We start from the raw sequence: 21,854 nt of genomic DNA, 5'->3' as shown, positions 1-21,854 counted from the left end.
GTGGGCGGGCGCCGCGGCGCGGGCTACGCGTCAGGCGCCCGGCACGCGCCGCTATTGCTTGACCGCGTACAGGTAGATCTCGACCCGGCGGTTCAGCGCGCGGCCGTCTGCGGTGGCATTGTCGCCGATCGGATCGTTAGGCCCGCGGCCTTCGATCGACAGGCGTGTTGCCGCCACGCCCTGTTTGGACAGGTAGTCCGTCACGCTGCGTGCGCGATTCACCGACAAGGTCTGGTTGTGCGCCAGCGCGCCCGTGCTGTCCGTATGGCCCACCACCTTGGCCCGCAGTTCGGGATGCTGGTTGAGCGAACGCGCCACGCTGTCCAGCACCGGCAGCAGCGCCGGCTTGAGGTCTGTCTTGTCCGTATCGAACGACACGTTGCTGGGGATATTGACCTTCAGGCTGCCATCCGGCATCTCGACCACGTCGATGCCCAGCGACGTCGCGCCCGAGCTTTGCACGTCTTCCTTGACCACTTTCCAGTTGTAGCCAACCAGGCCGCCGGCCACCGCGCCGATGCCGGCGCCGACCGCGGCGCCCGTGCCGTGGCCGATCAAGGCACCGATGCCTGCACCAATGGCGGCGCCTGCGCCCGTCCCCACCGCCGTATTGGTCTGCTGCTGGGTGGCGCAACCCGCCATCAACGCCCCTGATGCGGCAACTACAGCGATACGCTTGAGTATTGTTCTTGAGTACATGACAACCTCCACGATCCTGTCGATGCGCCGGCGGATGCCGGCAGCAAGGACCATGTTAAGTCCAGTCACGCCTCAGGTGTCAGCGGTCGGCGAGCAACATTTTGTACCCGGCCGGGATCAATGCTCCACGCTACGCGCCTGAAAGCCGGCAAGCCAGGGCAAGGCGGCCTCCAGCCGCGGCGACTGCACCTCGGGCGCCGGGGCGCCTTCCGGCAACGTCAGCCCGACCCTGTTGTGCCAATAGGTGCGCAGCCCCACCTTGCTGGTGCCGAACAGGTCGTAGCCCGACCCCGCGACGAACGCCGCCTGTGACGCAGGCGTGTCCAGGCGCGCGAGCGCCAACGCATACGGCCGCGGGTCTGGCTTGTAGAAACCTGCCTCTTCCGAGGTCACCACCACATCCCAATCCACCCCCAGCAACGCCGCCGCTCTCTGGCCCAGGCGCTGCGAACAGTTGGTCACCACGCCCAGCAGACAATGCGGCCGCAGCGCCTGCAGCAATTCACGCGCACCATCCCAGGCCGGCAGATCGTCCCAGCCCGCCTCTAGCGCCGCCGGCGCATCGACGGGCAGGCCAACGGCCCGGGCGGCCGTTTCGACCAGGTGTTCGTAGGGCTGGTAGGCCCCGCAGCCATAGGTCAGCCGCAGGTACTCGGCCCGCCAGGCACGGCCACGGGCCTCGGAACCCGCCGCGGCGTTCCAGACCGTCCAGGAATCCAGCAAGGCGGTCAACAGATCGAACAGCACCGCGCGAGGATAGGCGGCGGGCGAGGCAACAACGGACATGGCGACACTCCTGGAAATCGATGCCGTCACTATAGATAGGCCGCCGTCCGCCGTGGTTTAGCCAGGATGCAACCACCCTTAAGGCTTGGATTAATGCGCTATCTGCCTACCAGCGGTAAGTCGCCGTGGCCAGCACCGTGCGCTGATCACCATAGCGGCAATCACCGCCGCTGCAGTTGCTGAGGTAGGACTTGTTGCCCAGATTGCGCACGTTCAGCGCCAGGTTCCAGTGCGCCATCTGGTAGCCGACCATCGCGTCGAACAAGGTATAGCCGGGCAGCTTTTCCGCCGCCGATTCCAGATACCCACGGTTCGGTCCGGTATAGCGTGCACCCAGCCCGATCTTGATGCCCGACTCGAAGCGGTAGTCGGCCCACAACGCAAACTGGTTGCGCGACACCGCCTGCATCTGCTTGCCGACCTCGCTGGGCGTGCTGCTGGCCGTGATCTCGGCCTTGGGCGTGTAGGTATAAGCCGCCACCACATTCATCTGGGTCAGCGGCCGGAACGCGGCCTCCAGCTCCAGCCCGCGCACCTGGACTTCGCCTGTCTGCCTGGGCAGGAAATCCGGCGTGTAGGTGATGTAGTTGCGGCGGCGCAGATCGAATACCGCCGCGCTGTAGCGGCTGCGGCCTCCCGGCGGTTCATAGCGGATGCCCAGTTCATACTGGCGTCCGGTCTCGGGCCGCATCGGGTTGTTGGTTTCGGGGTCGATGGTCGCCGTGGGCGAGAACGATTCCGCATAGCTCACATACGGCGCCAAGCCGTTCGGATGCAGGTAGACCAACCCGGCGCGCTTGCTGAAATTGTGCTCCGAAATCTTGGTGCGCGAGCCGTCGATGTTGCTGGCCACGTCGGCAGAAGCCTTGTCGTAACGCCCGCCCAGCGTGGCCACCCAATTGCCCCATTTGACCTGGTCCTGCAAATACAGGCCGGTCTGCGCCAGGCGGGTCGTGGCGTCGAACCAGGGTGCCGCCGTTTCGACGCGGCTGCCATACACCGGAGAATAGCCGTCGATCGGATCGACCACGCCGTCGTTGTACGTGCGCTGGTAGTTGCGAGAATGCTGGTAGTCCAGCCCGAACAGGAAGGTGTGCTTCCAGTCGCCCAGGCTGACCTTGGCCTGCGCCTGGTTGTCGATGGTGAACAGCCGCGCGTTCTCCTGGCTGCCGAACGGATAGCGTTCCAGCAAGCGGAAGTTGGCCGCATCGTCCGGGTTATCCGGATTGACCGTGGCGAAGCCGCCGCGCACATAGACCTGTCGGTAGTCCACGCTGGTATAGCCGTAACGCGTGTTCTGGCGCACCGTCCAGGTGTCATTCAAGCGGTGCTCCAGCAGATAGCCGATCATCCACTGCTCCTGGTTGAAGCGATCGAAACCGGGCTCCCCCACATAGGTATTGCGCGAGAACTTGCCGTTCGGATTCGGCAATTGCGTGCCGATCTCCGGGAAACTGGCGTATGAACTGCCGTCCCGCACCCGCAGGTAGTGCGACAGCAAGGTCAGCGTCGTGTCGCTGGACGGCTTCAACGTCAACGCCGGCGCAATGAAAAATCGATCGTTGGGCAGGCCGCTGGCGGGCAGCTCGGCGTCGCGCGCCAGGCCCGTGATGCGGTAGAGCACCTTGCCATTCTCATCCAGCGGGCCCGAGAAATCACCGGCAACCTGGCGCCGGTCGTGATTGCCCATCTGCACTTCCAGCTCGCGCAGCGGCTCGTCGGTGGGCCGCTTGCTGACCACGTTGATCATGCCGCCCGCGCCGTTCTGGCCATACAGCACCGAGGTCGGGCCGCGCAGTACCTCGATGCGCTCGGCGCCGTACACCTCGGTCTGCCAGACCGCCCAACTGTTGTTGTTGCGCAGTTGCAGCCCATCCAGGTAGTAGCCCGGCGTCTGCGCGTCGAAACCGCGGATGATCGTCCAGTCAAAACGCGTATCCGCGCCCCACGGCGACGTGTTGATGCCCGGTGTGTACGCCAGGCTTTCCTTCAACCGCGAAGCGCCGCTTTCCTTGATGAAATCGGCCGTCACCACCGAGATCGATTGCGGCGTTTCCAGGATGGTGCTGTCCGTCTTGGTGCCGGTCGCGCTGCGCGTGGCGACATAGCCGTCCACCGCGCTCCAGGCGGTTTCCGCGGTGCCGGTGACCGTCACCGCCGGCAGCGTGGTCGCGCCATCGGGCTGGGCGGGCCGCAGGGAATAGGTGCCACCGTTGCCGCGCACCACACGCAAGCCCTGCCCCTGCAGCAGGCCGGCAAAGCCGTCCAGCACGGTGTAGTTGCCGGCCAGGCCCGGCGTCTGCTTGCCGCGAGTCAAGGCCGCGTCCACCGACAGCTCGACACCCGCCTCGCTGGCGTAACGGGTCAGGGCCTGATCCAGCGGCCCCGCTGGAATACGGTAATTGCGCACCCCGGCATTCACCCCCGCGGCCGACCCGCTGCCCGGGACCTGGGCCAGAGCGGGCGCCGCTGCCAGCAGGGCCGCACCCATGCCCAGGCCGATACGAAACGCCGACCGCCCGCAGGCAGCGCGCAGGCGCAGGGGGGTGGAGAGAAAATGCAAAGAAGCGTTGCGGCGGCTGGCCATCAGGTCGGTCCCAGAAAGTACGGAAGAAGTGCTACGGCTGATACGTCTTCCGGACGAACGGACGATTTCCTCAATGCCTCGCCAAAAAAAATTGTGACACGCGCCGCTAGGGCATCGCCCTCGCACTCACGGTCACCCAATAAGGGCTGCGATAGCGGATGTCCACCGGCAGGCCCAGCGCCAGGCTGCGCAATGCGCGATCGGTGTCGTGCAACGAGAACACGCCGGTCACTCGCAGGTCGGCGACGGCAGGGTCGCAGCGCAGGAAACCGCTGCGATATCGCGCCAGCTGCGCCGTGAAGTCCGCCAGGCGCATGTCTTCGGCCACCAACACCCGACGTGCCCACGCCGCATCGGCCTCGCGTGCGGCCATCGGCCCTTCGGCACGGTGGGCGTCGAAATGCGCGCGTTGGCCGCTGTGCACCCGCAGGGCCGCCTGGGTCGCGTCACCGGGATAGATATCCACGGCACCCTCGTAGACTGCCAGGACGGCCTGGCGATCATCGTCGCACAAGGTGAAGCGGGTCCCCAACGGCTGCACCCAACCTTGCCGGCTTTGCACGCGCAACGGCCTGCCCAGGGTGTCGGCGGCGGTCGACACCAGGATTTCGCCTTGCAGCAGAATGATGCGACGCTCGCGCCCGTCAAACCGCACATCGATCGCAGAGCGGCTGTCGAGCACCACGCGGGTGCCGTCGGCCAGCGCGATCTCGCGGATCTCGCCGATACCGCTGCGATAGTCCGCCGTCAGGGCATGCCATCCCCCGGCTTCGCGCAGCGTGAAGGCCGTGCCCGCAGCCATCGCGGCCAGGCCCAGCGCCTGCAATGCCTTGCGACGCGCGGCCGATACCGGCGGGCGGGCTTCCAGCAGCACCTGCCGGGCAGCGGGCTCGGACACCCCGCCCAGCTTGCCTTCCATGACTTGCAGGCGGGTCCAGGCGCGCAGGTGATCGGGATGCGCCGCCAGCCAGGCATCACAGGCGGCTTGATCCGCGGCGCTGGCCTCGCCCGACCACATGCGCGCCATCCAGGCCGACGCGCGCCGCACGATCGCCGGGTCGATCGGCCCCTGCCCCGTCACAGGCGGCACCCGCCCCAATGCATCAGTCCGCGCCATCGTAAAGCGCCTGGTAGCACGCCAGCAGCGCGGCCGCGACGTACTTTTCCACCGACGACACCGACACATGCAGCCGTTCGGCGATTTCGCGGTACGCCAGCCCGTCCAGTTTGCACAGCAACAGCGCCATGCGCGCCTTGCGCGGCAGCTTGTGCAGGATGGTGTCGATTTCGACCAACGCTTCCAGCGCCAGCGCACGCGTCTCTTCCGACGGCGCCAGCGCCTCGGGCAGCGCCGCGATGGCCTCCAGGTAAGCGGCCTCCAGGCCCCGGCGCCGATACAGGTCGATCAGCAGGCCATTGGCGATCTGGGTCAGGTAGCGGCGCGACTGTTCCGGCTGCGGCGTGGCGCCGGACGCCAGGATGCGCACATAGGTGTCATGCGCCAGATCGGCGGCATCGAACGCATTGCCCAGCCGCTTGCGCAACCAACCCCGCAGCCAGCCGTGATGGTCGCCATAGAGCACTTCGATGGGCTGGGCGGAGGTCGCGGACATGGGGGACAGGCGGGGAGTTGGCGCGGCGCTTTTCACGAAATGATTTCATGACATGAAATGCGAATTATTCTTAATAATAATTTACGCGCGGGCCAGACGGCAAGCGATCATCAACCCTGTCCACTCCGGCCCCCAGCCAAACGCCCGCCGCCGTGTCACGCGCGCCCCCGGCAATGTTGCGTTTGCAATTAAATCGTGTGGCGATACAATCCTCGCCCATACGATTGCAATTGCAATCGTATGGTGCCGGCAGGCCATAGCCCATCTCCGGCATCGTCATCGCACACGCCATTTATCCGGGTCCCCAACATGCGTCTCTTGAACATCGTCTCTTCCCCCCGCGGCGAACAATCCGCGTCCGTCGCCATCGCCGACGCATTCATTGACGCCTGCCGCCAGGCCTGTCCGTCGCTAGAGGTCGATACGCTGAATGTCTGGCAAGAAGACTTGCCCGACTTCGACAGCCAGGCCATCGGCGCCAAGTACAAGCGCGTCTCGCAAACGCCGTTGAACGATGCCGAATCCTCGGCCTGGGCCCGCATCGAAGCACTGGCCAGGCGCTTTCAGGAAGCCGACCGGATCATCGTGGGCGTGCCGATGTGGAATTTCGGCTACCCCTACAAGCTCAAGCAGTTGATCGACCTGGTCAGCCAGCGCAACCTGCTCTTCACCTTCGATGGCCAAGCCTACGGGCCGATGTTGCAGATCAAGCGGGCACTGGCGATCCACGTGCGCGGACAAAGCCACGATCAAGCCGCGAGCGCGCACAGCCCCGGGTTCTCGCACCAGGCCAACTACATCGACTTCTGGTTGAAATTCATCGGCGTGCAAGAGGTCCGCAGCCTGACGGTGGAACACACCTGGGATGCGCTGGCGCCGGAAACCCTGGAACAGGGCAAAGCCCGGGCAGTGGCGATGGCGGGGGATTTCTAAAAGGACTGAGGCGGCCCCATCGTTTCGATGGGTTCGCGCGCCGTCGAATCGGCCGGAAATGAAAAAAGCCGCTGACGATTGCATCGTCAACGGCTTTTTGAATTCTGGTGGGCTGTGAGTGGCTCGAACACTCGACCTACGGATTAAGAGTCCGCTGCTCTACCAACTGAGCTAACAGCCCTGCACATTCATTCACTTCAATCTGGTCGGGCTTGGCTTGCGCTGTTGCCGTTGCGTCTCGTTGTGTGTGAACTGCGAAGAAGCAAGATTATAGGGAGCTTTTTTTATTTGTGCAAGTCGGTCGCAGATCGACCACAAATATCACGGGCAACGACGGCGTTGCGACCTCGCCGCAGCGCTCCGCCCTGGCCCGTCACGCCGCGTAGCCGCCATCCACGGCCAGGCCCGTGCCCGTCACGTAGCGTCCGTCCGGACCAGCCAGGAATGCCACCATGCCGGCGATGTCGCGCACTTCGCCGTAGTGCGGCAACGACAGCACCGCCACCAGGTCGGCGGCATGGTCGCCGTCGGCGGGGTTCATGTCGGTGTCGATGGGGCCGGGGTGCACGACGTTGACGGTGATGCCGCGTGCGCCCAGGTCGCGCGCCAGCCCGCGGGTCATGCCCAGCAACGCCGACTTGCTGGCCGAATACAGCGTGACGCCCGCCCGCCCCGAGCGCTCGGCCAGGCAACTGCCGATGTTGATGATGCGGCCGCCGTCCGGCATCGACGCCTGCGCGGCCTGGATCGCGACGAAAGGCGCACGCACGTTGATGTTCATCGTGCGGTCGTAGTCATCCAGCGTGACCTCGTCCAGCGGACCGGCCAGGAAGATGCCGGCGTTGTTCACCAACACGTGCACCGGTCCCAGCTGTTCGATGGCCTGCTCCACCGCCTGGCGGACCTGGGCCGGATCCGCCGAGTCCGCCTGGATGGCGCGCGCGCGGCGGCCGTTGGCCTCGAGTTCGCGCGCCAGCGCCGTGGCCGCGTCTTTCGACGAGGCGCTGACATAGGTGAATGCGATATCCGCGCCATCCGCGGCCAGGCGGCGGACGATCGCCGCGCCGATGCCCCGGCTGCCGCCGGTCACGAAAGCCACCTTTCCGTTCAGAGTCTGCATGGGATCATCCTTAATTTGTAGTGATCAGTACAAATATCATCCATCGACTCGACCCGGTCGTCAACGATTTTCTTATCGATCAACACAAAATAGCGCTCGCGAGTAAAATTCGCCCCATGGCAGAACGTGGGCGCCCCCGGAACTTCGACCGAGCCCAGGCCTTGCGCAAGGCCATGGAAGTGTTCTGGTCGAAGGGATATGAAGGTGCATCGCTAACCGATCTGACGGCTGCGATGGGCATCAACTCGCCCAGCCTGTACGGCGCATTCGGCTCAAAAGAAGGACTATTTCGTGAAGCGGTGCAGCTTTATCGCGACACCGACGGCGCCGCCTCTCGGCGCGCCCTGACCGATGCCGAGACCGCCCGCGATGCGGTGCAAGGCATGTTGCTGGCCGCCGCCGACCGCTTCACGGCGCCGGGCGCGCCGCCCGGCTGTCTGATCGTTCTGGGTGCGCCCTCCGGCGCTGACAACCACGACGGGGTCGGCGCCTTTCTGGGCGACAACCGCCGTGAAATGCAAGGCCGCATCCTGGCCCGCCTGACCGCCGGCGCGGCCGCGGGCGAACTGCCCCCGGGCGCCGATCTGAAAAACCTGGCGGCGTTCTACACCACCATCCTGCACGGGATGTCCATTCAGGCGCGCGACGGCGCCAGCCGCAAGACTCTGCAAGCCGTGGCGCGCCAGGCGATGTGCGCCTGGGATGCGCTCACCGGCGGCATGCCCCCTTCCGGCCTACCCCCAGGCCGCGCCCCTTCCTGACGGGATCTCCCATGTTCCGCATCGACCTCCGGCGCCTCATCCTGTGGATCAGCCTGCTGTCGATTTTCCTGGTCCTGGCGGCGGGCCTGCATGCCAGTTATCTCGTCCAGCGCGACCTGCTGCTGCACAACGCGCTGGAAAGCAACCGCGTCTACGCGGCCAAGCTGGCCGCCACCACCGAATACTTCCTGGGCGACCTGCGCCGCCACCTGGCCTTCAGCGCCGACACGCTGGCCGACATGGAGGCCCACCCCGAACTCGCCGCATCGGAAACGCGCCGCCAGGAAGAACAACTGGGGCATTTCAATTCCAGCTTCGTGGTGGCGCCGGATGGCATGGTGCAAGCGGTGTCGCCGTCGTACCCGCAGTTGAAGGGCCAGCAGATGACCAGCGATGCGGCCAAGACCGCGCTGACCACCCGGCGCCCGTTCATCAGCGAACCCTTTCGCGCCAGCACCGGCCGCTGGTTGATCCTGTACACCCATCCGATCTTTTCCCGCGACTACCGTTACCTGGGCTATATCGCCGGCACGCTCTACCTGCACGAAGACAATGTGCTGGACCGCCTGCTGGGCCAGCATTTCAATCGCGACGATTCGCTGCTGTACGTGCTCGCGCGCGATGGCACGCTGATCTACCACCCCGACCGCAGCCGCCTGGGCCACATGTCCGCCGACAAGGCCAAGCTGGGTGCGGCGCTGCGCGGCGAAACCGGTGAGCTGCGCTTCACCGACGCGGACGGCGCCGAGATACTGGCCGGCTACGCGCCAGTGCCCAGCACGGGCTGGACCATCATCGCGCAGCGGCCAGTGGCCAGCACGTTGCTGCCGCTGAACGACCTGCTGATGGCGACCGCCCGCAACACCCTGCCGCTCCTGCTGCTGTCCATCGTGCTGCTGTGGCTGCTGTCGCGCTGGATCGCGCGTCCACTGGGAGAGCTGGCCGGCATCGCCAAGCGCATGCAGGACCCCGATTCGACCGAGCGCATCCGCAAGGTGCGGTCGTGGTATTTCGAGGCCTCGCAGCTCAAGCGCGCGCTGCTGATGGGGCTGGCGTCGATCCAGCACAAGATTCGCGACCTGCGCCGCGCCTCCACCACCGACACCCTGACCGGGCTGCTGAACCGCCGCGGCCTGGACGAGGCGATGGCGCTGCTGCAGGCGGCGGAAACGCCGCTGTCGATCGTGGCGATGGACATCGACCACTTCAAGCACATCAACGACCGCTACGGCCACGCGGCCGGCGACCGCGCCTTGCAGGCCCTGGCCACGCTCCTGACCGAAGGCTCGCGCAGCGGCGACACCGTGGCGCGCAGCGGCGGCGAGGAATTCGTGATGCTGATGCCGGGTGCGCCATTGGCGGCGGCCGTGGCCACCGCCGAACGGCTGCGACTGAAGCTGGCCCAGTTGGGCGCCGCCGCGGGCCTGCCCGCGCCGATCACCATGTCGGCGGGTGTGGCCCATTACCCGGAACACGGCGCGACGCTGGACGAAGTCATCCAGCGGGCCGACCGGGCGCTCTACTACGCGAAGAACCACGGCCGCAATGCCGTCTGCATCGCCGACAACCACGCCCCCGACGGCGCGCGGATGGCGCTGCCCCGCTAGGCGGCCACGCAGCGAGACGGCGCCAGCGCCGTCGACACTGGCCCGGCCGCATCGCCCACCCTACTTGCCCTTGGCAGGCGCCGGCGCCTTGGGCGGCACCCGCATCTGCTTGAGCAGCGTGGCGCAGGAATTGTCGTCGGTGGTGCTGGGGGCGATCAGCGCCAACAAGCCTGCCGCCGGTGTCAGGATCACGCCCAGTGCCACCATGCCCGCCCCACGCGCCGCCAGGGGCAGTACGTGCACCCCCACGTCGGGAGACCCGAACGTGCCGCGCACGTACAGCGGCGAGCGCAGCGAGAAGATCCGGAAGCCCTTGCTGTCCGGCGTGATGTCCAGGTCCAGTTTCTCGTTCTTGAAGTCGGTGGGGCCCGTGATGTTGATCAGGGCATTCTCGGTGTCGAACACGAACACGCGCGGCGTCATCACGCCGCTTTTCATTTCCAGGTCGGCCGCGCCGCAATTGATCTTGACCTCGTCGTCGCCGAACAGCTTGGACACCACGTAATTGCCCACGTTCAGGCCCGCGATTTCCATCAGGCTGCGGCTGATCACCCCATCGTTGACCAGCATCTTCACGTCGCCGGACGCCGTACCCAGCAACGCGGCCACGGAATTGCCCGTGCCTGACAAGGCCAGGTCGCCGTTCATTTCGCCCAGCGTCTTCTGCATGGACTCGGTAGCGGGAAACAGCTGCTTCAGGCGCAGGCGCCGCGCGTGCATGTCGACGCGCCCGGTCATGGGCGCCTTGGATCCGTCCAGATGCAGCGTCGCGGCCATGGTGCCGCCCGCCATGCCGAAACGCAGCGGGTCCAGCGTCAGCTGCCCGTCCTGCAACACCACGTGCACCGTCAGGTCCGACAAGGGTAGCTTGGCGTCATGCACGATGCGGCCGGCCTCGAGCGAGACGTCGGCATCCATGTCGCGCCAACGATCGGTGCGAAAGGCCTGGTCCGGCAGCACCTTGCCGCCGGCGCGCTTGGCCGGCGCGTCCTTGGGCTTGTCCTGGGCCGGCGCGGCCTTGCCCGAAGGCACCCCGACCAGCGGCCCCAGGTCGGCCATGCGCAATTGCCTGGACGACAGCTTGCCGGTCAGCTTGGGACGTGGCGCCGCCAGCGAAAACGACACATCGCCGTGCAGGTCGCTATTGCCCACCTGGCCATTGAAGTCGCGGTAGTCGAACACCGCGCCCCCCGCATTGCGCAACTTGGCCACCAGATGACCGTCGGTGGAATACGGCGGCGTGTCCGGCAAGGTCACGCCGGTCAGCGGATACAGCTGCGCCATGGACCCGCCCGACAGCTTCAGGCGCAGGTCCAGCGCCCCCAGGTTGGCCGGGTCGGTCAGCGTGCCGGTCACCGACGCCTTGGTGCCGCCGATGGCGACGTCGGCCTGCACCGGGAAGGGTTGCCTGGGGTCTTGCAGGGCCAGCATGCCGCCCACCTTGCCCTCGCCCTTGGTGGCCAGGCCCTTGTACTTGCCATCGACCTTCCAGCCGAAGACATAGTCGCGCGGCGCCAGCGCCGCGCCGTCTTGCGGCACGAAGGCCGACCCGGCCACGTCGGCGAACGGCACCGGCTTGCCCAGGGGATCGACCAGCACGGTCAGGTCGGCCTGCAGGATGGCATCGGCATAGCCCACCCGCCCCTTGTCGAAGCCGATTTCATTGATGTCCAGCACCCAGGGCGACGGCTCGCCCGATTCGGGCAACGTGAAAATCCAGTTGGCACGGCCATCGGCCAAGCGTTCCAGGTCGGCGGCGGGCTCGGTCAACTGGATGCGCCGGATCACGACGCGATGGCTCAGCAGCGGCAGTGGCGACAGGCTGAACTCGCCACGCTTCAAGGTGGCGAACTGCGGCGCCCTGGCCCAGTCCGGATTGCCGACGCTGATGTCATTGGCGACCACGTGCGGCCATGGCACCCAGGCCCGCCAGCCGCCTTCGTCGACTTCGCGCGTCCATTGCACGCTCAGGTCGCCATTGATCGCGAACGGCCGGCCAATGGCCGCGGTGACCCGCTCATTGATCATGGGCTTGGCGCGGTTCCAGTCAAACGTGGCGATCACCACTCCCAGCACCACGACCAGGAGGACCAGCCCCCCGGCAATCCCGACCGCTATTTTTGTTTTGCGCGTCATCGTTATCACCTTGCCTTTGCTGCCGGAGCGCCGATGCCCCGGCCCTAATTAGCTCAAGGGTAGCGCGCGAGGCCGGGCAGGTTAAGCTTGCCGGCCTCATAATGTGTGCGGATTTTTCAGTGTCATAGAGTGCGTGGTCGGCAAAAGTTACAAAGCAGACTGCCCACCTCCGGCTTTTTCCGCCAGCGGACGGAATAATCCCTACCGAATTTTCGACGCCACCCCTGTTCAAATGCGCGATCACCCCGATCCCGTAAACCCGACTGGGGCGGACAGCAGTACTACCTGGAGGCCCGATGCGGCATTCGAGTTTGATTTTCGTGGTGGCGGCCTTTGCGCTGCTGACACTGAGCCGCCTGGCGCTGGCCGCATGGCAATGGCAGCGCGTGCGCAACGCGGGCGGCCTGGCGCCCCTGCTGCTCGGCGGCCTGCGCATCGACGCCCATCAGATCTGCGTGCTGGCCGCCTTGCCGGCGGTGCTGTCGCCCTGGCTGGGCCACCTGCCCTTCGCCGCCACGGCCGCCGGCATCTGGTACCTGGTCGCCTTCATCCTGCTGGCGTTCCTGGAAGTGGCCACGCCGCCCTTCATCCTGGAATACGACACCCGCCCCAACCGGCTGTTCGTCGAATACCTGAAGCACCCGCGCGAGGTATCGGGCATGCTCTGGCGGGGCTACAAGGCCGCGCTGCTGGGCGGCTTTGGCGCGCTGGCGCTGATCGGCTGGGGTGCCTACACCCTGTTCGGCCACGCCTCGCCCGACCCGCAACTGGCCTGGTGGCAGATGCCGCTGGCCAGCCTGGCCATCCTGGCCGTCGTCATCCTGGCCATCCGCGGCACGCTGGGCCACCGGCCCATCAACCCATCGTCGGTGGCCTATAGCTCAGACGGCATGCTCAACACCCTGGCGCTGAACTCGCTCTATAACGTGTTCTATGCCGTCTACAGCATGAAGAACGAAAAGTCGGCCTCTGCCGTGTATGGCGGCATGGACGATGACGACATGCACCGGCGTGTGCTGACCCAGGCCGGCCTGCCCTACCCCCCCGCCAACGCAGACCACCCCAGCCTGCATCGCCAGCCCGCCACTCGCAAGACGGCGCGGCCGCTGAACCTGGTGATCATCCTGGAAGAAAGCCTGGGCGCGCAGTACAGCGCCGGCCTGGGCGGCATGAACCTCACGCCGGAACTTGATGCCCTGGCACGCGACGCCTGGACCTTCACCCGCGCCTACGCCACCGGCACGCGCTCGGTGCGCGGCCTGGAAGCCGTAGTGACCGGCTTTCTGCCCACCCCGGCCCAGGCCGTGCTGAAGCTGCCGCGCTCGCAACGCGGCTTTTTCTCGCTGGCCGATCTGCTGGGCCGCCATGGCTACCACTCGCGCTTCATCTATGGCGGCGAGTCGCACTTCGACAACATGAAGGGCTTCTTCCTGGGCAACGGCTTCAAGCAGATCGTCGATCGCGAAGACTTCGTGGACCCGGCCTTCGTGGGCACCTGGGGCGCGTCCGACGAAGACATGTTCAACCAGCTGGACCGGCTGCTGCGCGAAGATGGCGACAAGCCGACATTCACCCTGGCGTTCAGCGTGTCGAACCATTCGCCTTGGGAATACCCGGCGGGCCGTATCCAGACCGAAGGTAACCCCGCCACCGTGGAAAACACCGTGCGCTATGCCGACTGGGCGCTGGGCCGCTTCTTCGAGCGGGCCAAGGACGCGCCGTACTGGGAAAACACGGTGTTCCTGATTGCCGCCGACCACGATTCGCGCGTGTTCGGCGCCAGCCTGGTGCCGGTGCGCCACTTCCATATTCCCGCGGTGATCCTGGGCGCCGGCATCGAAGCGCGTCGCGACGACCGGCTGATCAGCCAGATCGACCTGGCGCCCACGCTGCTGTCGCTGATGGGCGTGGATACCGAACACCCCATGATCGGCCACGACCTGACCCGCAGCACGCCGGGCCGCGCCATCATGCAGTACGACAATACCTACGGTTACCTGAAGGAAAACGACCTGCTGGTGATGGCCCCCAACAAGACGCCCGTGCAGTACCGCTACACCGCGCCGGAAGACTACGCGCCGGTGCCGCTGGACCCGGACCTGGCCGCCGAAGCGCTGGCCCACGCCCTGTGGCCCAGCTGGGCCTATCGCGAAGGGCGTTATTGCATACCCGGCGCGGCGACCATCACGCCGGCCGTCTGAATGACTTGCGTGCGCGTTCGCTGAGGCTGTGGCAATAGCAGTCGGGATGGTGGTCGTTGACCATGCCGACCGACTGCATGAACGCGTAGACCGTGGTGGGGCCGACGAACTTCCAGCCCAGTTTCTTGAGCGCCTTGGACAGGGCGTCGGATTGTTCCGACGTGGACGCACCCAGTGCGGACGGCGCCCCCGCAGGCGCCTCGAAGCGCCACAGATAAGCGCCCAGCGAGCCTTCGCGTTCGATCATTTCCAGCGCGCGCTGGGCGTTGTTGATGACGGCTTCGATCTTGCCGCGATGGCGCACGATGCCGGCATCGGCCAGCAAGGCCAGCACCTGCTTCTCGCCAAAGCGCGCCACCTTGGCCGGTTCGAAATTGGCGAAACCACGGCGGAAAGCCTCGCGTTTGTTCAGGATGGTGCGCCAGCTGAGGCCGGACTGGAAACCTTCCAGGCAGAGCTGTTCGAACAGGGCGCGGTCGTCGCCTTCCGGGCGGCCCCATTCGGTGTCGTGATAGGCCATGTAGTCGGCGGAAGTGTCGACCCAGCCGCAACGGGCGCGGCCGTCGGGGAAGGCGGAATTGGCATTCATGGATAAGGTCCTGGCGGCAATCGGTTCCCGATGCTACTCCAGCCACGTCCCCGAAAAAAGTCGTAGCAGCCGCAAGCCGAATCCAGCTACTATTTCCGACCCTGATCCCGCGCCGGCCGTGTCCGCGCGCCCTTGCCGGATCTGCCAGGCGCGCGGGCGACATGCCCCGGACGCGCCCGGCCGCAGCCGGAGCCGGACAGGCTTTCGGACTTCCCACGCCATGTCCCTGCTCGAGACATCCGTCATCACGTTCGTGTCGCCCGCCACGCTGGCCGGCGACGCCAACCCGGCCGCCAATCCCTGTCTGGACTGCGGCGCCTGTTGCTCACATTTCCGGGTGTCGTTCTATTGCGGCGAACTGGCCGGTGAAAACGGCGGCCACGTGCCCATCGAGCTGGTCACGCAGATGAGCCCGTTGCGGGCCTGCATGAAGGGCACGGAAATGGGCGGCGGCCGCTGCATTTCGCTGCGCGGCGAACTGGGCAAGCCCGGCATCCATTGCGCCATCTACGAAAACCGCCCCACGCCCTGCCGCGAATTCGACATCTGGCAACCCGACGGCTCGCCCAACCCTGACTGCCAGCGCCTGCGGCTGAGCCTGGGGCTGCCCGCCGTGCCGCCGCGCCCGGACGCCGAAAACGATCCGCAAGGCCCGTCGCACCCCAACCAACCCGACCAGCCGGCTGCGGCCTGACGTCGGCCAACGCGCTAGCGGGCCACCGCCAGCAGGCTGTCCGCCGGTTGCTGCGCCGGCTGTTGCGCCGGCTGTTGCGCCGCTTGTGTGCGGCCGCGCTGAGGCTCGGCGGCGCGTCGGCGAGCCCGCACGATGCCCGGGTCCTTGCCCAGGAATTCCAGCACGTTCTGCATCACCCGTTCGCGTTCGTGGTCCACGCAGATCATGTGATAGCTGTCCTGCAGCAGCACGACCGAGGCGCCAGGAATGCGCTCGCCCAACAGCCGCGCCGAGCGCGGGCTGGTCAGTTCGTCTTCGACCGCGTGCATCACCAAGGTCGGGCAGCGCATCTGTTCCAGCCCGCGCTTGACCATGCCGCGCAGGCGATCCACCTGGCGCACGCAGGCCAGCGGCACCCATTGGTAGTGGAAACCATCGCCGCGCGCGAAACCCGCCTTGATGAAGGCCCGCACCAGTTCGCTCTTGACGCCATAAGGGTCTTCTTCCTCGACCCGGATGCGGCGCGGCACGCCTGGCACGTGGTACAGCAGATAACGCAACCCGCGATACCAGGGCGTGCTCCAGCCATCCAGGAACACCGGCGCCGACAGCGACACCAAGGCCCCGCGGGTGTGCGATTCGCGCTTGCACAGCTCGACCGCCAGCAAAGCGCCCAGGCACATGCCGATGACGTGCACCACGTCGTACCGGGCACACAGCTCGCGGTAGCGGCGAGTCACTACGTCCATCCAGTCCTCGACCCGCACGTCCAGCAGGTCCTCGGGGCGGCCGGCATGGCCCGGCAGCGTCACGCCGTGGGTTTCCACCCCCGCGCGCGCCAGTACCTTGTGCAGCGAGCCCATATCGAATTCCGTGCCGCCCAGGCCGTGGATCAGCAGCGCGCCGGTACGTTGCCCGGCCGGTTGCATGGTCGGTTGCGGGATCACGAGGCGCTCCCCGCGGCGGCCTCGAGCTGCCAGGCGCGGCGGGTGGCCGCCAGCAGACGCGCCAGGATCTGGGCGAAGGCGTTTGCCGGGGCCGGCGCCACGGCGGCGCCGGCGCTCCCGGCCGGCGAGAGAACGAGGAAAGGTTGGCAAGTCATGGAACACCCTTGATGCATGGAGGGCAGGACGAGAAGACCTGTCCTACCCTGGCGCCATGGTAGGCAAGGGGCGTGCGGGAAGATCCGCAAATCTGTCGGAAAAAAGTGAAGATCCGTAAACCGCTGAGCGCCTGCCCTGCCCTGGCCAGGTAGCGGCTGGGCGCCTATTCCCGTCCGGCCAGGTAACGTGTCGGCGTGGTACCGAACGCCGTGCGGAAACTGCCGATGAACGCGCTGGTGCTCTCATAGCCGACCGACAGCGCCGCCTCGGTCACCGACCCGCCGCTGCACAGCAATTCCAGCGCCCGCAACAGGCGCGCCTGCTGGCGCCACTGGCCCAGCGTCACGCCGGTTTCCTGACGGAAACGCCGCATCAACGTGCGCGAAGACATGTTCAGGCGCTGGGCCCATTCGTCGATGCCCGACGGGTCGTCGGGCGTGCCCAGCAGCGAATTGGCCAGGTCCTGCAGACGCGGGTCATCGGGCATGGGCAAGAGTAGCGGCGCGTGTTCGCGCTGCGCGATCTCGGCCAGCAACACATCGAACAGCTGCTCGAGATAGGCGTCGGACAGCGCGCCGACCGGCGCGGTGGTGAAACGTTCGACCAGCGCGTCGATCAGCTTGGACGACGGCCACGAACGGCAGTGCGTCGGCAACCGGGCGCAGGCGTCCTCCCGCACGTACAGGAACGACCCGCGCGCCTCGCCGAACCAGCGCGCCGCATGGCTCACCCCGGGAGGAATCCAGCCCAGGCTGCCCGGCAATACCGTCCACACCTGCGCGCCCGCCTGCACCATCACCACCCCCTCGTGCACGAGCACCAGCATGCCCTCGTTATGGACATGGTCAGGGACGAAAATGCCTTTGGATTCCCGCGGGTGACGCATGCTGAAGGGAGTCAGCAAGACATCGGGAAGGGCGTGGTGGACCACGGTCACTTGGAACATGGTTGGCAGATTTGAGCTACAGGTTGACGGATTCCCGTTAGCGGGATCATTTGAAAATGTACATCATTCTCATCATTCGGGCATCGGCCCCGGAATGGAGAATCTACATGGACCACACCCGCTTGCGCGTGGCCGGCATCAAAGCCACCTTCCCCCGCTTGAAGATCCTGGACGTCTTTCACCAGCATACGGATCAGCACATGAGCGCGGCGGACATCTATCGCAGCCTCATTTCGGAACGCAGCAGCATCGGCCTGGCGACGGTTTATCGCGTCATTACGCAACTTGAGGACGCCGGCGTGCTCAAACGTACTCAGCTCGACTCGCACTCGACCGTGTACGAGCTGAATGACAAGGGACACCACGACCACCTGGTCTGCCGGCATTGCGGCCGGATCCAGGAATCCAGCGACCCCGCCATGGCGCAATTGGTACGCAAGATCGCCAGGGACTGCGGCTTCGCGCTGGACTCCTACAGCCTGGTGCTTTACGGCGGCTGCGGCTGCCGCAAGGATGCGCCCGCCCCTTATATCGGAGAATTCGAATGAACCGCGACCAGTTTTTCTTCCACGACCTGTCCCAATTCCCTATCGTCACCGCCAAGCACGGCAGCGCCCCGGCCGGCTATTCCACCAGCTGGATCCGCGAAATGGAAATGCTGGTCAACAACCCGCAGACCTTCGTCATGGTGGTGCCCGACATGCGCCAGGAAGCCAGCCACGATGACCGCAAAGCGATGATCCAATGGCAGACCAGCAACATGGCCCGCCTGAAGGCGCGCTGCCGCGCGTTCATCGCGGTCGAGCGTGATGCCGGCGCCCTGGCCAAGATCCGCAAGCGCGCCGAAAAGATGGCGCATGCATTCGGCATGCCCTTCCTGGCCGTGGCCACGCCGCACGAAGCGGTGCAATGCGCGAGGGAATTGCTGGGCCAGACCGGCCCGGGCGGCTTCGTGGTGGACTGATCCACCGGCCCTGCTGCCGCCCGTTTTCCAGCGCGCCTTCGGGCGCGCTTTTTTTCGTGCCTGGCCCGCGCTCTCGTCGCCAGGCCCCAGCGCGGCGTCTTATTGCCGAAATTAGAATGCAATATTGATAAATTTGCGATTGTGGCAAAAGGTGTTGCTGGAATAAATTCCACCTCTGGCCCGATCGCCTGTCCCACAGGCCAGGGCTGGCATCGCAGCGCGCCGGCCTCCCCGGATGGCGCTCACGGCCTGTCCGCGGCACGACCCGCCCTCGCTTCCATGGTCCGACGCCATTGGCCGGCGCGTTCACAAGACGCCGCGGCGCGACCGCCCCAGGGGGCCGCCGCCTCCCGCGCACCCTCTTTTAGCGGTTGCCGGCCGCCCGGGCTCGACACTGAGATTTACGGCACTCATATCAATGAAGCGATTCCAATTCGACAGCACCGCGCTTCGTTACTTTCTCACCGTTGTCGACACAGGGTCCGTCAATGGCGCCGCCGCCCGGCTCAACGTCGTCAGCTCGGCCGTCAGCCGGCAGATCGCGGGGTTGGAGCAACGCCTGCACAACCAATTGTTCGAACGCCATCCCAAGGGTATGCGGGTCACCGAAGTCGGGCGTATCCTGGCCGATCACGCCCGCCGGGTGGAAGCGGACGCCGCCCGCACCTATGCCGAAATCGACGGCCAGAACGGCCGCTATACCCAGACGGTGAAGATCGCCGGCGCCCCGGGCTTTGCCGCCTGCGCCCTGCCGCGCAAGTTCGCGGCCTTCCAGGCCGAACACCCGTCCATCCGCTTCAGCCTGCATATCCTGGATGCCGGCCAGGTGTCCGAGCGCGTGCGCTCGGCCCAGGCCGACATCGGCGTCACCTATAGCCACTCGGCCGAAAAGGACATTGCCGTCATCTATTCGCATCCGGCCGAGATCGTGGCCGTGATGCGCCCCGGCCATCCGCTGGCGGCCTGCGAATCCCTGCACATCACGCAATTGCCGGCCTATCCGCTGGCGCTGCCCGAAGGCGGCAGCGCCCTGCGCCAGGTGCTCGACATGGCGTGCAGCCTGTACAACATCACCCTGTCACCAGCCTTCACGTCCAACCTGCCGGATGCGGCCTACCAATATGTATTGACGGGTGACGCCGTGACGCTGTGCGCCCGGCTCACCGCCGCCGATCACCTGGAAACGGGCCGGCTGATCTGCCGACCCATCAACGACGCCCTGCTCAACGCCGGCCAGCTCCAGTTCCAGACGCATGCCTCGCGCCCCCTGTCGGACGCCGCGCATCGCTTCCTGCGCTTCATCCGCAGCGACGCGCCCCAGCTGTTCTAGCCTGGCCCGGGACGGGCATTGCCAAAACCAGAATGCCCCCCTGAAAAATGATCAATTGTTAGTTATGTAATTTAAATTTACAGTCAGCCCGGATTTTCCGAGACCGCGCTTTGACGGGTCAGCCCCAAGACACACACAGGAGCCCCCCACCATGCTCAAGAACCTGAAGATACGCACCGGCCTCGCGGCCGTCCTGGCCCTCTTCGTATTGGCGCTGGCGGTCGCCACAGGCATGGGCTGGCTCTACGCCAAGGCTGCCGACCTGGCGGTGGACGACCTGAGCTCGGTGTCTGCAGAACAAACCCGCCCCCTGTACGAAACCCAGACGCTGCTGCTGCGCAGCCGCCTGACGCTGGTGGCCGCCTACCTGGACATCACCAGCGGCAAGGGCGCGCAGGCCCAGGCCAGCGTCGACCAGGCCACCCAATACCTGCAAGACGCCCGCAAACGCTTCGCCGTCTACCAACGCGTGCCCAAGAACACCGAGGCCGGCAAGAAACTGGCCAGCGACCTGGACGGCGTGTTCACCGCCTATGTGCGCAGCATCGAAGCGCTGGAACAGGCCTTGCAGAAGCAATCCGCCGAGGGCTATGCGGCCGCCGTGGTCGACACGCGTACCGCCGACGCCCGCTTCGTCGAACGGGTCAACAGCTTCCTGGAACACACCGAACGGCGAACCGATGAGATCAATGTCGCGTCCGACCAGCGCTACGATCGCGCCGAATTGTCGACCATCATCATGCTGGCGCTGGCCGCCGCATTGGCGGTGGGTTGCTGGCGCTTCATCAGCCGCCAGGTGCTGCAACCGCTGAAGGACGCCGCCCTGCACTTTGACCGCATCGCCTCGGGCGACCTGACCCAGCGCGTCGCGGTGAACTCCCACAACGAGATCGGCGTGCTGTTCACGGCGCTCAAGCGCATGCAGGAAAGCCTGACCCGCACCGTCAGCGAAGTGCGCCGCAGCGTCAACGAAATCAATACCGGCGCGGCCGAGATCTCGTCGGGCAACACCAACCTGTCGTCGCGCACCGAAGAGCAGGCGGCCTCGCTGGAAGAAACCGCCGCGTCCATGGAAGAGCTGGCCACCGCGGTCAAGCAGAACACCGAACATGCCCACCAGGCCAACGGCCTGGCGGCTGAAAGCCGTGGCGTCGCCCTGCGCGGCGGCGAGGCCGTCAGCCAGGTAGTGCAGACCATGACCCGCATCTCGGACAGCTCCAAGCGCATCGCCGAGATCGTCTCGGTGATCGACGGCATCGCCTTCCAGACCAACATCCTGGCCTTGAACGCGGCGGTCGAAGCCGCCCGGGCCGGCGAGCAGGGCAAGGGATTCGCAGTGGTGGCCGGCGAAGTGCGCAGCCTGGCGCAGCGCAGCGCCCAGGCGGCCCGCGAAGTGAAAGACCTGATCGAGCAGTCGTCCAGCAACGTGGACAGCGGCGCCGAGCAGGTCCGCGCGGCCGGCGACACCATGCAGGAGATCGTGGCATCGGTGCAGCGGGTCACCCAGATCATGGCGGAAATCACCGAAGCCTCGACCGAACAGTCCATCGGCATCGACCAGATCAACCGCGCGGTGACCCAGATGGACGACGTTACCCAGCAGAACGCGGCGCTGGTCGAAGAGGCTGCCGCCGCGGCCTCGTCGCTGGAAGAACAGGCCAAGCGCCTGGCGGCCACCGCCGCCTTCTTCAAGCTGCCCGCCGAGACCGTCATCGACGTCACGCCCCAGGCCATCGCGGCCCCGCTGCGCCCGGCCTACGCGGGCTGAGGCCCCGGACGATCCCTGGCAGCAGGGGCCGACACGGC

The 21,854-nt window shown here is 66.2% G+C and carries 20 protein-coding genes and 1 tRNA gene; 9 read left to right on the top strand and 12 right to left on the bottom strand.

What is annotated here, in order from left to right:
• Positions 1 to 51: 51 nt before the first annotated feature.
• The 5 genes from AC3WMR_RS28880 to AC3WMR_RS28860 all read right to left on the bottom strand — a co-directional run bounded on the left by AC3WMR_RS28880 (position 52) and on the right by AC3WMR_RS28860 (position 5,685).
• Complete coding sequence (locus tag AC3WMR_RS28880) at positions 52 to 699, bottom strand: YiaD family glycine zipper/OmpA-like lipoprotein (RefSeq protein WP_492266563.1); 648 nt, start codon at positions 697 to 699, stop codon at positions 52 to 54.
• 117 nt (positions 700 to 816) lie between these two features.
• Positions 817 to 1,485 (bottom strand): HAD family hydrolase, encoded by a 669-nt coding sequence (locus AC3WMR_RS28875; protein ID WP_492266517.1) that lies wholly within the window; start codon positions 1,483 to 1,485, stop codon positions 817 to 819.
• A gap of 106 nt (positions 1,486 to 1,591) precedes the next feature.
• Positions 1,592 to 4,048: a TonB-dependent siderophore receptor gene (locus tag AC3WMR_RS28870; RefSeq protein ID WP_492266518.1), complete on the bottom strand. Its 2,457-nt coding sequence runs from the start codon at positions 4,046 to 4,048 to the stop codon at positions 1,592 to 1,594.
• Between the two features lie 130 nt (positions 4,049 to 4,178).
• Entirely contained in the window at positions 4,179 to 5,189 is a 1,011-nt protein-coding gene (locus tag AC3WMR_RS28865; RefSeq protein ID WP_492266519.1) for a FecR domain-containing protein, read from the bottom strand.
• Positions 5,176 to 5,685: a sigma-70 family RNA polymerase sigma factor gene (locus tag AC3WMR_RS28860; protein WP_492266520.1), complete on the bottom strand. Its 510-nt coding sequence runs from the start codon at positions 5,683 to 5,685 to the stop codon at positions 5,176 to 5,178. Before AC3WMR_RS28860 ends, AC3WMR_RS28865 begins: the two co-directional genes overlap by 14 nt.
• A gap of 309 nt (positions 5,686 to 5,994) precedes the next feature.
• Between AC3WMR_RS28860 and AC3WMR_RS28855 the strand changes: the two genes are divergently transcribed.
• On the top strand, positions 5,995 to 6,618 hold the full coding sequence (locus AC3WMR_RS28855) for an FMN-dependent NADH-azoreductase (RefSeq protein WP_492266521.1): 624 nt from the start codon (positions 5,995 to 5,997) through the stop codon (positions 6,616 to 6,618).
• A 105-nt stretch (positions 6,619 to 6,723) separates the two neighbouring features.
• Here AC3WMR_RS28855 and AC3WMR_RS28850 read toward each other — a convergent pair.
• Positions 6,724 to 6,799, bottom strand: a tRNA-Lys gene (locus tag AC3WMR_RS28850).
• Positions 6,800 to 6,991: 192 nt separating this feature from the next.
• Positions 6,992 to 7,738 carry an SDR family NAD(P)-dependent oxidoreductase gene (locus AC3WMR_RS28845; RefSeq protein WP_492266522.1) on the bottom strand — a complete coding sequence of 249 codons (747 nt, stop codon included), beginning with the start codon at positions 7,736 to 7,738 and terminating at the stop codon, positions 6,992 to 6,994.
• A gap of 116 nt (positions 7,739 to 7,854) precedes the next feature.
• Here AC3WMR_RS28845 and AC3WMR_RS28840 point away from each other — a divergent pair, with 116 nt between their 5' ends.
• Together AC3WMR_RS28840 and AC3WMR_RS28835 are read left to right on the top strand one after the other, a co-directional pair.
• A complete protein-coding gene (locus tag AC3WMR_RS28840; RefSeq protein ID WP_492266564.1) occupies positions 7,855 to 8,499 on the top strand; it encodes a TetR/AcrR family transcriptional regulator in 645 nt (214 codons plus the stop codon).
• 11 nt (positions 8,500 to 8,510) lie between these two features.
• Positions 8,511 to 10,106, top strand: coding sequence for a diguanylate cyclase (locus AC3WMR_RS28835; RefSeq protein WP_492266523.1), 1,596 nt, complete (start codon positions 8,511 to 8,513; stop codon positions 10,104 to 10,106).
• A gap of 60 nt (positions 10,107 to 10,166) precedes the next feature.
• Here the strand turns inward: AC3WMR_RS28835 and AC3WMR_RS28830 are convergent, their stop codons facing one another.
• Positions 10,167 to 12,242: an AsmA family protein gene (locus AC3WMR_RS28830; protein ID WP_492266524.1), complete on the bottom strand. Its 2,076-nt coding sequence runs from the start codon at positions 12,240 to 12,242 to the stop codon at positions 10,167 to 10,169.
• A 296-nt stretch (positions 12,243 to 12,538) separates the two neighbouring features.
• On the opposite strand from AC3WMR_RS28830, the gene AC3WMR_RS28825 reads away from it, so the two are divergent.
• Positions 12,539 to 14,443 carry an LTA synthase family protein gene (locus AC3WMR_RS28825; RefSeq protein WP_492266525.1) on the top strand — a complete coding sequence of 635 codons (1,905 nt, stop codon included), beginning with the start codon at positions 12,539 to 12,541 and terminating at the stop codon, positions 14,441 to 14,443.
• On the opposite strand, the gene AC3WMR_RS28820 is transcribed toward AC3WMR_RS28825, so the two are convergent.
• Entirely contained in the window at positions 14,427 to 15,032 is a 606-nt protein-coding gene (locus AC3WMR_RS28820; protein WP_492266526.1) for a DNA-3-methyladenine glycosylase I, read from the bottom strand. The two genes, AC3WMR_RS28825 and AC3WMR_RS28820, sit on opposite strands and share 17 nt — an antisense overlap.
• Positions 15,033 to 15,252: 220 nt before the next feature.
• Between AC3WMR_RS28820 and AC3WMR_RS28815 the strand changes: the two genes are divergently transcribed.
• A complete protein-coding gene (locus tag AC3WMR_RS28815; RefSeq protein WP_025136667.1) occupies positions 15,253 to 15,726 on the top strand; it encodes a YkgJ family cysteine cluster protein in 474 nt (157 codons plus the stop codon).
• Between the two features lie 14 nt (positions 15,727 to 15,740).
• On the opposite strand, the gene AC3WMR_RS28810 is transcribed toward AC3WMR_RS28815, so the two are convergent.
• The 3 genes from AC3WMR_RS28810 to AC3WMR_RS28800 all read right to left on the bottom strand — a co-directional run bounded on the left by AC3WMR_RS28810 (position 15,741) and on the right by AC3WMR_RS28800 (position 17,754).
• Positions 15,741 to 16,652 (bottom strand): alpha/beta hydrolase, encoded by a 912-nt coding sequence (locus AC3WMR_RS28810; protein WP_492266527.1) that lies wholly within the window; start codon positions 16,650 to 16,652, stop codon positions 15,741 to 15,743.
• Positions 16,649 to 16,807, bottom strand: a complete 159-nt coding sequence (locus tag AC3WMR_RS28805) for a hypothetical protein (protein WP_492266528.1) — start codon at positions 16,805 to 16,807, stop codon at positions 16,649 to 16,651. The genes AC3WMR_RS28810 and AC3WMR_RS28805 overlap by 4 nt, the downstream gene beginning before the upstream one ends.
• A 164-nt stretch (positions 16,808 to 16,971) precedes the next feature.
• Positions 16,972 to 17,754 (bottom strand): helix-turn-helix domain-containing protein, encoded by a 783-nt coding sequence (locus AC3WMR_RS28800; RefSeq protein ID WP_492266529.1) that lies wholly within the window; start codon positions 17,752 to 17,754, stop codon positions 16,972 to 16,974.
• Positions 17,755 to 17,861: 107 nt separating this feature from the next.
• Between AC3WMR_RS28800 and AC3WMR_RS28795 the strand changes: the two genes are divergently transcribed.
• The 4 genes from AC3WMR_RS28795 (at position 17,862) to AC3WMR_RS28780 (ending at position 21,816) form a co-directional block, all read left to right on the top strand.
• Positions 17,862 to 18,302: a ferric uptake regulation protein gene (locus AC3WMR_RS28795; protein ID WP_025136664.1), complete on the top strand. Its 441-nt coding sequence runs from the start codon at positions 17,862 to 17,864 to the stop codon at positions 18,300 to 18,302.
• Positions 18,299 to 18,718 carry a hypothetical protein gene (locus tag AC3WMR_RS28790; protein WP_492266530.1) on the top strand — a complete coding sequence of 140 codons (420 nt, stop codon included), beginning with the start codon at positions 18,299 to 18,301 and terminating at the stop codon, positions 18,716 to 18,718. Before AC3WMR_RS28795 ends, AC3WMR_RS28790 begins: the two co-directional genes overlap by 4 nt.
• Before the next feature lie 418 nt (positions 18,719 to 19,136).
• Entirely contained in the window at positions 19,137 to 20,048 is a 912-nt protein-coding gene (locus AC3WMR_RS28785) for a LysR family transcriptional regulator (RefSeq protein WP_492266531.1), read from the top strand.
• A gap of 151 nt (positions 20,049 to 20,199) precedes the next feature.
• Positions 20,200 to 21,816 carry a methyl-accepting chemotaxis protein gene (locus tag AC3WMR_RS28780; RefSeq protein ID WP_492266532.1) on the top strand — a complete coding sequence of 539 codons (1,617 nt, stop codon included), beginning with the start codon at positions 20,200 to 20,202 and terminating at the stop codon, positions 21,814 to 21,816.
• The last annotated feature ends 38 nt before the right edge of the window (positions 21,817 to 21,854 follow it).

The sequence above is a fragment of the Achromobacter sp. FW305-C-28 genome (assembly GCF_058783235.1).
Note: the sequence above shows the minus strand (reverse complement) of the source record. Positions and strands in the feature narration are given on the sequence as shown.

What these genes read in the sequence shown, in the direction of transcription:
- AC3WMR_RS28880 (WP_492266563.1), bottom strand. Translation starts at nt 699, where the DNA reads ATGTACTCAAGAACAATACTCAAGCGTATCGCTGTAGTTGCCGCATCA.
- AC3WMR_RS28875 (WP_492266517.1), bottom strand. Translation starts at nt 1,485, where the DNA reads ATGTCCGTTGTTGCCTCGCCCGCCGCCTATCCTCGCGCGGTGCTGTTC.
- AC3WMR_RS28865 (WP_492266519.1), bottom strand. Translation starts at nt 5,189, where the DNA reads ATGGCGCGGACTGATGCATTGGGGCGGGTGCCGCCTGTGACGGGGCAG.
- AC3WMR_RS28860 (WP_492266520.1), bottom strand. Translation starts at nt 5,685, where the DNA reads ATGTCCGCGACCTCCGCCCAGCCCATCGAAGTGCTCTATGGCGACCAT.
- AC3WMR_RS28855 (WP_492266521.1), top strand. Translation starts at nt 5,995, where the DNA reads ATGCGTCTCTTGAACATCGTCTCTTCCCCCCGCGGCGAACAATCCGCG.
- AC3WMR_RS28845 (WP_492266522.1), bottom strand. Translation starts at nt 7,738, where the DNA reads ATGCAGACTCTGAACGGAAAGGTGGCTTTCGTGACCGGCGGCAGCCGG.
- AC3WMR_RS28840 (WP_492266564.1), top strand. Translation starts at nt 7,855, where the DNA reads ATGGCAGAACGTGGGCGCCCCCGGAACTTCGACCGAGCCCAGGCCTTG.
- AC3WMR_RS28835 (WP_492266523.1), top strand. Translation starts at nt 8,511, where the DNA reads ATGTTCCGCATCGACCTCCGGCGCCTCATCCTGTGGATCAGCCTGCTG.
- AC3WMR_RS28830 (WP_492266524.1), bottom strand. Translation starts at nt 12,242, where the DNA reads ATGACGCGCAAAACAAAAATAGCGGTCGGGATTGCCGGGGGGCTGGTC.
- AC3WMR_RS28825 (WP_492266525.1), top strand. Translation starts at nt 12,539, where the DNA reads ATGCGGCATTCGAGTTTGATTTTCGTGGTGGCGGCCTTTGCGCTGCTG.
- AC3WMR_RS28820 (WP_492266526.1), bottom strand. Translation starts at nt 15,032, where the DNA reads ATGAATGCCAATTCCGCCTTCCCCGACGGCCGCGCCCGTTGCGGCTGG.
- AC3WMR_RS28815 (WP_025136667.1), top strand. Translation starts at nt 15,253, where the DNA reads ATGTCCCTGCTCGAGACATCCGTCATCACGTTCGTGTCGCCCGCCACG.
- AC3WMR_RS28805 (WP_492266528.1), bottom strand. Translation starts at nt 16,807, where the DNA reads ATGACTTGCCAACCTTTCCTCGTTCTCTCGCCGGCCGGGAGCGCCGGC.
- AC3WMR_RS28800 (WP_492266529.1), bottom strand. Translation starts at nt 17,754, where the DNA reads ATGTTCCAAGTGACCGTGGTCCACCACGCCCTTCCCGATGTCTTGCTG.
- AC3WMR_RS28795 (WP_025136664.1), top strand. Translation starts at nt 17,862, where the DNA reads ATGGACCACACCCGCTTGCGCGTGGCCGGCATCAAAGCCACCTTCCCC.
- AC3WMR_RS28790 (WP_492266530.1), top strand. Translation starts at nt 18,299, where the DNA reads ATGAACCGCGACCAGTTTTTCTTCCACGACCTGTCCCAATTCCCTATC.
- AC3WMR_RS28785 (WP_492266531.1), top strand. Translation starts at nt 19,137, where the DNA reads ATGAAGCGATTCCAATTCGACAGCACCGCGCTTCGTTACTTTCTCACC.
- AC3WMR_RS28780 (WP_492266532.1), top strand. Translation starts at nt 20,200, where the DNA reads ATGCTCAAGAACCTGAAGATACGCACCGGCCTCGCGGCCGTCCTGGCC.